Genomic DNA, 1,126 nt, shown 5'->3' with positions numbered 1-1,126 from the left:
CGCAGAGAACGCCGCACGATGGAGCCCGCGTTCAAGCTTCAAGTAGTGAAGATGATCCGAGAACAGGGGCTGAGCGTTTCGCAGGTCTGCAAGGATCTGGATCTGACCGACAGCGCCGTGCGCAAGTGGTTGAAGCAGGTCAGCGATGAGAGCGCGGGTCGCCCCGGAGCGGGCAAGCCGCTGACGCCGGAGCAGCAGCGCATACGGCAGCTGGAAGTCGAGAACCAGCAATTGAAGTCGGACAACGCCCTGTTAAAAAAAGCCTCGGCCTTCTTCGCCCGAGAGATGAAGTGATTCATCAATTGACCGAATGCCTGGTCGATGCGAAGAAGGCCCCGGTGAGCCAGTGGTGCCGGTTGCTGGGCATGAGCAGGTCGGGCTTCTACGCGGCCCGCCAGCGGCGCAAGGAGCCCAAGCCTGTGAGCCCGTTGGCGGTGCATGCGAAGGCCGCGTTCGAGGCCAGCGGGCGCAACTACGGTAGCCGGCGATTGAGCGCCGCCTTGCGAGCCAACGGGCTGGCGGTGAGCCGATACCGAGCACGGCAGTTGATGCGCAGCAACGGGCTGCAGGCGCGTTGGCGACGCAAGTTCGTTCACACGACAGACAGCCATCACGAGTGGCCCGTGGCGGGCAACGTGTTGGCCCGCCGCTTCAAGCCCGCGCGCCCGAATGAAGCGTGGGCCAGCGACATCACCTACATCCGCACGCGCAGTGGCTGGTTGTATCTGGCGGTCGTGCTGGACCTGTTCTCACGCAAGATCGTGGGCTGGGCCATGGCAGCGAGCATGCCGTCGGAGTTGGTCTGCACGGCCTTGAACCTGGCCATCGTCAGTCGACGGCCTGCGCCCGGGATGCTGGTTCATTCAGACCGCGGCAGCCAGTACGCAAGCCAAGCTCACGCCGCGCTGCTCGCGCGCCACGGCCTCGTGTGCAGCATGAGCCGCAAGGGAAATTGCTGGGACAACGCCGTCATGGAACGCTTCTTCCTGAACCTGAAAATGGAACGGGTCTGGCAACGCGACTACGCCAATCACGCCGAGGCACAGGCCGACATCGCCGACTACATCACCAGCTTCTACAACCCGGTGCGACTGCACTCAACGCTGGGATATCGATCGCCGAGCAG

Annotated in this window: 1 protein-coding gene; it reads left to right on the top strand. The window is 63.7% G+C overall.

What is annotated here, in order from left to right; genetic code table 11:
* A protein-coding gene (locus NFT33_RS19075) for an IS3 family transposase (RefSeq protein ID WP_251677722.1) occupies positions 1 to 1,126 on the top strand; the annotation gives its coding sequence in 2 pieces (ribosomal slippage) (positions 1 to 265 and positions 265 to 1,126; 1,127 coding nt annotated over the 2 pieces). This gene is flagged as partial in the annotation.

The organism is Sphaerotilus sp. FB-3, from assembly GCF_023706025.1.
Lineage (GTDB): Bacteria > Pseudomonadota > Gammaproteobacteria > Burkholderiales > Burkholderiaceae_C > Sphaerotilus > Sphaerotilus sulfidivorans.
This window is presented reverse-complemented; position numbering and strand designations above follow the sequence as displayed.